The organism is Streptomyces graminilatus, assembly GCF_001418565.1.
GTDB lineage: Bacteria > Actinomycetota > Actinomycetes > Streptomycetales > Streptomycetaceae > Streptomyces > Streptomyces graminilatus.
Genome location: NZ_LIQQ01000041.1, coordinates 423 through 8975 on the forward strand (window position 1 = coordinate 423; position 8553 = coordinate 8975).

The window sequence follows — 8553 nt, forward strand, 5'->3', positions numbered from 1 at the left end:
CGGCCGTCGGCTCGTCCAGGAACACCAGCTCGGGGCGGCCGACGACAGCCATCGCGAGCGCCAGGCGCTGCTGCTGGCCCCCGGAGAGCCGGCGGTAGGTCGTCCGGCCGCAGCCGCCGAGGCCCAGGCGTTCGATGAGGGCGTCCACGTCCAGCGGGTGCGCGTGCAGCTTCGCCATGTGGCGGAGCATCTCGTCGGCGCGGGCGCCCGAGTAGACACCGCCGGACTGGAGCATCACGCCGACCCGGGGACGCAGGGCGGCGGCTTCCCGTACCGGGTCGAGGCCCAGGACGCGTACCGTCCCGGAGTCCGGTCTGCGGTATCCCTCGCAGGTCTCGACGGTGGTCGTCTTGCCCGCGCCGTTCGGACCGAGTACGGCGGTGATGCCCGCCAGTGCCACCAGGTCGAGGCCGTCCACCGCGGTCTTCGTGCCGTACCGCTTCACCAGGGCCTGGACCTGGACCACGGGCTCGCTTCGCATGGTTGGAGAGTCTAGGGACGGGAGAGCGGGCCCAGGTGCGCGGGGCCGGATCCGATCCCGATGAGGTCCGGATCCGGATGTGCCGCCGTACCGCTCCCGTGTCTGTTCCCTGCCTGCTCGGGGGTGGTCTCCGGTCGATCAAAGATCGTTTTCGCAGGTCAGGTTAGGTGAGCCTAAGTGATGCAGGGCACCGTCAAGTGGAAGGGGCGCGGCTTGCCGCGCTCTGAGGAATTACGCAACAATGGTGTTGTGAAATACGTCGGCGAGGATGGCGAGGGCGCGGCGGCCCCCACGGGCGCCCCCCAGGAGGAACTCGGGACCGGTGAGCGCTCCACGCGCAACCGGGTCGCGCGATCCATCCTGGACCACGGTCCGTCGACCGTCGCCGAACTCGCCGGACGCCTGGGCCTGACCCATGCGGCCGTACGGCGTCACCTTGACGCGCTGGTCGCCGACGACGTCGTACAACCGCGTGAGCAGCGGGTCTACGGGGCACGCACCCGTGGCCGGCCCGCCAAGGCGTTCGCGCTCACCGACTGTGGACGGGACGCCTTCGACCAGTCCTACGACAAGCTCGCCATGGACGCGCTGAGCTGGATCGCCGCGCGCGAGGGCGGCGACGAGGCGGTGCTCGCCTTCGCACGCGCCCGGTTCGCCGAGCAGGCCGAGAACTACCGTGCCACTGTCGAGTCCGCCGGCCCCGAAAAGCGCGCCGAAGCCCTGGCCAAGGCCCTGAGCGGGGACGGGTACGCTGCTACGGCGCGCAGCGCACCGGTCGGCGAGCAGCTCTGCCAGCACCACTGCCCGGTGGTCCATGTCGCGGAGAAGTTCCCGCAGCTCTGCGAGGCGGAGACCGAGATCTTCTCCCATCTGCTGGGAACGCATGTCCAGCGGCTCGCGACCATCGCCCACGGCGACGGTGTGTGCACGACATTCATCCCCAAGGCCTCGCACGCCTCGGCCCCACCTGCCTCACCTGCTCCACAGTTGTCCACCGCCACCCATAAAGCATCTGCACGTACCGCCGGGAGGAACCCAGCATGACGCTCCCCATCGAGGAGACCACCCACCCCGAGCTGGAGGGGCTGGGCACGTACGAGTACGGCTGGTCCGACTCCGACGCGGCCGGTGCCTCTGCCAGGCGCGGGATCAACGAGGACGTCGTCCGCGACATCTCGGCGAAGAAGTCCGAGCCGGAGTGGATGACCAAGCTGCGCCTCAAGGGCCTGCGCCTCTTCGACAAGAAGCCCATGCCGAACTGGGGCTCGGACCTGTCGGGGATCGACTTCGACAACATCAAGTACTTCGTGCGGTCCACGGAGAAGCAGGCGGAGTCCTGGGAGGACCTGCCCGAGGACATCAAGAACACGTACGACAGGCTCGGCATCCCCGAGGCGGAGAAGCAGCGCCTCGTCGCCGGTGTCGCCGCGCAGTACGAGTCCGAGGTCGTCTACCACCAGATCCGCGAGGACCTGGAGGAGCAGGGCGTCATCTTCCTCGACACCGACACCGCGCTGAAGCAGCACCCGGAGCTCTTCAAGGAGTACTTCGGGACCGTCATCCCGGTCGGCGACAACAAGTTCGCGTCGCTGAACACCGCGGTGTGGTCCGGCGGCTCCTTCATCTACGTGCCGAAGGGCGTGCACGTCGAGATCCCGCTCCAGGCCTACTTCCGTATCAACACGGAGAACATGGGCCAGTTCGAGCGGACCCTGATCATCGTCGACGAGGGTGCCTACGTGCACTACGTCGAGGGCTGTACGGCGCCGATCTACAAGTCGGACTCCCTGCACAGCGCGGTCGTCGAGATCATCGTCAAGAAGAACGCCCGCTGCCGCTACACGACCATCCAGAACTGGTCGAACAACGTCTACAACCTGGTCACCAAGCGCGCCGTGGCGTACGAGGGCGCGACCATGGAGTGGATCGACGGCAACATCGGCTCCAAGGTCACGATGAAGTACCCGGCCGTCTACCTGATGGGCGAGCACGCCAAGGGTGAGACCCTGTCGATCGCCTTCGCGGGTGAGGGGCAGCACCAGGACGCCGGCTCCAAGATGGTCCACATGGCGCCGAACACCTCCTCGAACATCGTGTCGAAGTCGGTGGCGCGCGGTGGCGGCCGTACGTCCTACCGCGGTCTCGTCGAGATCGGCGAGGGCGCCCACGGCTCCAAGTCCAACGTGCTGTGCGACGCGCTGCTGGTGGACACCATCTCCCGCTCCGACACGTACCCGTACGTCGACGTCCGTGAGGACGACGTGTCCATGGGCCACGAGGCGACCGTCTCCAAGGTCTCCGACGACCAGCTCTTCTACCTGATGAGCCGCGGCATGACCGAGTTCGAGGCGATGGCGATGATCGTGCGCGGCTTCGTTGAGCCGATCGCCAAGGAACTGCCCATGGAGTACGCGCTGGAACTCAACCGGCTGATCGAGCTCCAGATGGAAGGATCGGTCGGCTAGTCGTCGGCCAGTCCCCATCACGTCACTTACGCAGGAAAGAGAGCAGACCGACAGCCATGGCTGAGGTTCAGAACATTCCGGTGGGGTCCACCACCGCCGGCTCGATCGCGGTCGCGGCCGAGTCGACCGTCGCCACGCGCATGAGCGCGCCCCCCTCCTTCGACGTGGCGGACTTCCCCGTCCCCCACGGCCGTGAGGAGGAGTGGCGGTTCACCCCGCTGGAGCGGCTGCGCGGGCTGCACGACGGCACCGCCGTCGCCACCGGCACCGGCGTCAAGGTCGACGTCCAGGCACCCGAGGGCGTCACCGTCGAGGCCGTCGGCCGTGACGACGCGCGCCTCGGGCGGGCCGGTACCCCCGTGGACCGCGTCGCCGCCCAGGCGTACACCTCCTTCGAGGCGGCCGGTGTGATCACCATCCCCAAGGAGACGGTCCTCACCGAGCCGATCCGCGTCTCCGTGCACGGCGAGGGCGGGGTGCGCTACGGCCACCAGCACATCGAGCTGGGCGCCTTCGCCGAAGCGGTCGTCGTCATCGACCACACCGGTGACGCCGTGATCGCCGCCAACGTCGAGTACGTCCTCGGTGACGGCGCCAAGCTCACCGTCGTCTCCGTCCAGGACTGGGACGACCAGGCCGTGCACGTCGCCCAGCACAGCGCGCTGATCGGCCGCGACGCCACCTTCAAGTCCTTCGTCGTCACCTTCGGCGGCGACCTCGTACGCCTCCACCCGCGCGTGACCTACGCCGGTCCCGGCGGCGAGGCCGAGCTGTTCGGCCTGTACTTCACGGACGCCGGACAGCACCAGGAGCACCGCCTCCTGGTCGACCACAACACCCCGCACTGCAAGTCGAACGTCGTCTACAAGGGCGCGCTCCAGGGCGAGGGCGCCCACGCCGTGTGGATCGGTGACGTGCTCATCGAGGCCAAGGCCGAGGGCACCGACACCTACGAGATGAACCGCAACCTGGTCCTCACGGACGGGGCCCGCGTGGACTCCGTACCGAACCTGGAGATCGAGACCGGTGAGATCGTCGGCGCCGGGCACGCGAGTGCCACCGGACGCTTCGACGACGAGCAGCTCTTCTACCTGATGGCCCGCGGCATCCCGGCCGACGAGGCCCGTCGCCTGGTCGTCCGCGGCTTCTTCGCCGAGCTGGTCCAGCAGATCGGCGTCGAGGACATCCAGGACCGCCTTCTCGCGAAGATCGACGAGGAGCTGGAGGCGTCCGTCTGATGACAGCCTCTCCGACGTTCGTACGCGCCTGTGGGCTGAGCGAGCTGGACGAGGACACCCCCAAGCGGGTGGAACTCGACGGCACGCCGGTCTCGGTCGTCCGTACCGAGGGCGAGGTGTTCGCGATCCACGACATCTGCTCGCACGCGAACGTCTCGCTCTCCGAGGGCGAGGTGGAGGACTGCCAGATCGAGTGCTGGCTGCACGGCTCCAGCTTCGACCTCCGCACCGGCAAGCCGTCCGGCCTTCCCGCGACGCGCCCCGTCCCCGTATACCCCGTAAAGATCGAAGGGGACGACGTGCTCGTCTCCCTCACCCAGGAGTCCTGAGGAACCCATGGCAACGCTTGAAATCCACGACCTGCACGTCACCGTCGAGGCCGACAACGCCACGAAGGAGATCCTCAAGGGCGTCGACCTGACAGTGAAGCAGGGCGAGACGCACGCCATCATGGGCCCCAACGGCTCCGGCAAGTCGACCCTCGCCTACTCGCTCGCGGGTCACCCCAAGTACACGATCACCGGCGGCAGCGTGCTGCTCGACGGCGAGGACGTCCTGGAGATGTCCGTCGACGAGCGCGCCCGCGCGGGCCTCTTCCTGGCGATGCAGTACCCGGTCGAGATCCCCGGTGTCTCCGTCTCCAACTTCCTTCGTACGTCCGCCACCGCCGTGCGCGGTGAGGCGCCGAAGCTGCGCCTGTGGGTGAAGGAGGTCAAGGAGGCCATGCAGCGCCTCAACATGGACCCCGCCTTCGCCGAGCGCAACGTCAACGAGGGCTTCTCCGGCGGTGAGAAGAAGCGCCACGAGATCCTCCAGCTGGAGCTGCTCAAGCCGAAGATCGCGATCCTCGACGAGACGGACTCCGGTCTGGACGTCGACGCCTTGCGCATCGTCTCCGAGGGCGTCAACCGCGTCCGCGAGACCGGTGAGGTCGGCACCCTGCTGATCACGCACTACACGCGCATCCTGCGCTACATCAAGCCCGACTTCGTCCACGTCTTCTCCGACGGCCGGATCGCCGAGTCCGGCGGCGCCGAACTCGCCGACAAGCTGGAGAACGAGGGCTACGAGGCGTACACCGCGAAGGGTGGCGTATCAGCGTGACACAGCTGCCGGGCCTCCTCGACACCGAGGCGATCCGTAAGGACTTCCCGATCCTCGACCGGGTGCTCCACGACGGCAAGAAGCTCGTCTACCTGGACAACGCGGCGACCTCCCAGACGCCCCGCCAGGTGATCGACACCCTCTCCGAGTACTACGAGCAGCACAACGCCAACGTGCACCGTGGCATCCATGTGCTCGCGGAGGAGGCCACGGCGCTGTACGAGGGCGCGCGGGACAAGGTCGCCGCGTTCATCAACGCGCCCAGCCGTGACGAGGTGATCTTCACCAAGAACGCCTCCGAATCGCTCAACCTCGTGGCCAACATGCTGGGCTGGGCCGACGAGCCCTACCGGGTCGACCACGAGACCGAGATCGTCATCACGGAGATGGAGCACCACTCCAACATCGTGCCGTGGCAGCTGCTCGCGCAGCGCACGGGCGCGAAGCTGAAGTGGTTCGGCCTGACCGACGACGGCCGCCTCGACCTGTCCAACATCGAAGAGATCATCACGGAGAAGACGAAGATCGTCTCCTTCGTGCTGGTGTCCAACATCCTGGGCACGGTCAACCCGGTCGACAAGATCGTGCGCCGGGCGCAGGAGGTCGGGGCCCTGGTCCTGATCGACGCCTCGCAGGCCGCCCCGCACATGCCGCTGGACGTGCAGGCCCTCCAGGCCGACTTCGTGGCCTTCACCGGCCACAAGATGTGCGGTCCGACGGGCATCGGGGTGCTGTGGGGCCGCCAGGAGCTGCTGGAGGACCTCCCGCCGTTCCTCGGCGGCGGCGAGATGATCGAGACGGTGTCGATGCACTCGTCGACGTACGCTCCCGCCCCGCACAAGTTCGAGGCGGGCACTCCGCCGATCGCGCAGGCGGTCGGCCTCGGTGCGGCGGTCGACTACCTCTCCGCGATCGGCATGGACAAGATCCTCGCCCATGAGCACGCCCTCACCGAGTACGCGGTGAAGCGGCTCGGCGAGGTTCCCGACCTGCGGATCATCGGCCCGTCCACGGCCGAGGACCGGGGCGCGGCGATCTCCTTCACGCTCGGCGACATCCACCCGCACGACGTGGGCCAGGTCCTCGACGAGCAGGGCATAGCGGTCCGGGTCGGCCACCACTGCGCCCGTCCGGTCTGCCTGCGCTACGGAATTCCCGCGACCACGCGAGCGTCGTTCTATCTGTACTCCACGCCGGCCGAGATCGATGCTCTGGTCGACGGACTGGAGCACGTACGGAACTTCTTCGGCTGAGGAGCTGGCTGAGATGCGAGGGCGGTTGCTGTGAAGCTTGATTCGATGTACCAGGAAGTCATCCTGGACCACTACAAGCACCCGCACGGGCGGGGCTTGCGGGATGGCGACGCCGAGGTGCACCACGTCAACCCGACATGCGGCGACGAGATCACCCTGCGCGTGAAGTACGACGGTACGACGATCAGCGACGTCAGTTATGAGGGCCAGGGCTGTTCGATCAGCCAGGCGTCGGCCTCCGTACTGAACGAGCTCCTCGTCGGCAAGGGTCTGGCCGAGGCGCAGAAGATCCAGGAGACCTTCCTGGAGCTGATGCAGTCCAAGGGCCGGATCGAACCGGACGACGCGATGGAGGAGGTGCTGGAGGACGCGGTCGCGTTCGCCGGTGTCTCCAAGTATCCGGCCCGGGTGAAGTGCGCGCTGCTGAGCTGGATGGCGTGGAAGGACGCGACGGCCCAGGCCCTGGGCTCGGACGCCGCCGAAAGGAAGACGGCATGAGCGAGACCATTGAGATGAAGCCGGCCTCGGAGGACGAGGTCCGCGAGGCGCTGTACGACGTCGTCGACCCCGAACTGGGCATCGACGTCGTCAATCTGGGCCTGATCTACGGCATCCACATCGACGACGCGAACATCGCGACGATCGACATGACCCTGACGTCGGCGGCCTGCCCGCTCACCGACGTCATCGAGGACCAGGCCAAGTCCGCCACGGACGGCATCGTCAACGAACTGCGCATCAACTGGGTCTGGATGCCGCCGTGGGGCCCGGACAAGATCACGGACGACGGACGCGACCAGCTCCGGGCGCTCGGGTTCAACGTCTGAGGGCTGAGAGCGTCTGAGGGCTGAAACGTCTGAGGCCGAACATGAAAGCGGCGGCACCCTGTTGGGGTGCCGCCGCTTTCACGTGTGTCCGGCTCGGCCCGGCGGGGCCTCAGCCCAGCGGGGCCACGACGCGGAAGGAGAAGTCCTGCCGGGTGGCCGGGTTGCCGTCGTACGGGTCCAGGCGGAGCTGGAAGTCCCGGTGGCGCAGCGCGTAGTTGGGGTAGTTCGACGACTGGATCACAGTGCCCGAACTCCCCGCGTACCCGGCGCAGAAGGTGGCGTCCTGCTTGAACAGCGAGGAGCCGTCGCTGCTGTCGGCGTGCAGGACGAAGTCCCGGTGCCGCAGGTACCTGCCGTCGCGCGTCTTGAACGAGTAGCAGGAGCTGTTGTACAGCCCCGGTACCACACTGAAGGTGGAGGCCTTGCGGGAGGCGGCGCCGGCGACCGGGTCGAGTTTCACCAGGTCACCTGACACGTGCCAGTAGCGGCCGGGGTAGTTGACCGACTCGACGGACCGGAGGGAGGGGTCCTGGTGCGAAGGGGCGGCCGAGGACTTGGTGGGGGCCGGGGAGGTGCCGGGCTTCCCGCCCGGCTTTCCACCGGGGTTCCCTCCGGGCTCTCCGCCAGGGGTCTCCTTGACGGGCCCGGTGGCGGAGCCCTTGACGTCCGGGGCCGCGGCGGGAGTTGTGCCGTCCGATGCGGTGGGCCCGGTCGACAGCGCCGACGCCAGGCCGCTCTTTCCGTCCGGGGGCGTGGCTCCGGGTGACGGCGGGGAGGCGTAGGTGAGAAGGCCGGGGTACGTCGCACCGGCCGACGTCGCGGGGGCCTTGGCCACCGGAGCCGGGTCCTCGGCCTGCCGGTCGGAGACGACGATCGCGGTCACACAGGCGGCCACGACCGACAGGGCCAGGGTGCCCGCCATCCAGAGCCGCCGTGTCCCGGGCACACGTGAGGTGTCCGGGGCCCAGCCGTTCTCCCACGGTTGACTTGGGGTGAGCCGGGGCTTTTGTTCTGTCATGCGCAATTCCTCCGGCATCGCCTGTGGCGAATGTGTGAATGAGTGGTTGAAACAGTAATGGACGCGAGGCTAGGTGACGTCCGGTGCCCTGAGAAGGGTTGTTTCCTCAATGAGACCGAGGGGTGGGGGAGTTGATGGCGTGGTGCGGCGTGCGGGTGGGTTTGGGT

Annotated in this window: 10 protein-coding genes; 8 read left to right on the plus strand and 2 right to left on the minus strand. The window is 67.8% G+C overall.

Annotated elements, in window-relative coordinates; translation table 11 throughout:
- On the minus strand, positions 1-481 hold a 481-nt coding region (locus AOK08_RS47030), incomplete at its 3' end, for an ABC transporter ATP-binding protein (protein WP_241826837.1).
- A 249-nt stretch (positions 482-730) separates the two neighbouring features.
- Between AOK08_RS47030 and AOK08_RS05035 the strand changes: the two genes are divergently transcribed.
- From AOK08_RS05035 to AOK08_RS05070, 8 genes are read left to right on the plus strand one after another with little or no spacing between them, the layout of a single operon-like run.
- Positions 731-1525, plus strand: coding sequence for a helix-turn-helix transcriptional regulator (locus AOK08_RS05035; protein ID WP_055524023.1), 795 nt, complete (start codon positions 731-733; stop codon positions 1523-1525).
- Complete coding sequence (gene sufB, locus AOK08_RS05040) at positions 1522-2946, plus strand: Fe-S cluster assembly protein SufB (protein ID WP_055524025.1); 1425 nt, start codon at positions 1522-1524, stop codon at positions 2944-2946. Before AOK08_RS05035 ends, sufB begins: the two co-directional genes overlap by 4 nt.
- A 56-nt stretch (positions 2947-3002) precedes the next feature.
- Positions 3003-4184, plus strand: coding sequence for a Fe-S cluster assembly protein SufD (gene sufD, locus AOK08_RS05045; RefSeq protein WP_055524029.1), 1182 nt, complete (start codon positions 3003-3005; stop codon positions 4182-4184).
- Complete coding sequence (locus tag AOK08_RS05050) at positions 4184-4513, plus strand: non-heme iron oxygenase ferredoxin subunit (RefSeq protein ID WP_055524031.1); 330 nt, start codon at positions 4184-4186, stop codon at positions 4511-4513. The genes sufD and AOK08_RS05050 overlap by 1 nt, the downstream gene beginning before the upstream one ends.
- A gap of 7 nt (positions 4514-4520) precedes the next feature.
- The gene (gene sufC / locus AOK08_RS05055; RefSeq protein WP_055524032.1) at positions 4521-5288 is read left to right on the plus strand and encodes a Fe-S cluster assembly ATPase SufC; all 768 of its coding nucleotides are present in this window, start codon (positions 4521-4523) and stop codon (positions 5286-5288) included.
- The gene (locus AOK08_RS05060; RefSeq protein ID WP_055524034.1) at positions 5285-6541 is read left to right on the plus strand and encodes a cysteine desulfurase; all 1257 of its coding nucleotides are present in this window, start codon (positions 5285-5287) and stop codon (positions 6539-6541) included. Before sufC ends, AOK08_RS05060 begins: the two co-directional genes overlap by 4 nt.
- A gap of 30 nt (positions 6542-6571) precedes the next feature.
- Entirely contained in the window at positions 6572-7039 is a 468-nt protein-coding gene (sufU, locus tag AOK08_RS05065) for a Fe-S cluster assembly sulfur transfer protein SufU (protein ID WP_055524036.1), read from the plus strand.
- Positions 7036-7368, plus strand: coding sequence for a metal-sulfur cluster assembly factor (locus AOK08_RS05070; protein WP_053741509.1), 333 nt, complete (start codon positions 7036-7038; stop codon positions 7366-7368). Before sufU ends, AOK08_RS05070 begins: the two co-directional genes overlap by 4 nt.
- Positions 7369-7477: 109 nt before the next feature.
- On the opposite strand, the gene AOK08_RS05075 is transcribed toward AOK08_RS05070, so the two are convergent.
- The gene (locus tag AOK08_RS05075; protein ID WP_055524038.1) at positions 7478-8386 is read right to left on the minus strand and encodes an AbfB domain-containing protein; all 909 of its coding nucleotides are present in this window, start codon (positions 8384-8386) and stop codon (positions 7478-7480) included.
- Positions 8387-8553 lie beyond the last annotated feature (167 nt).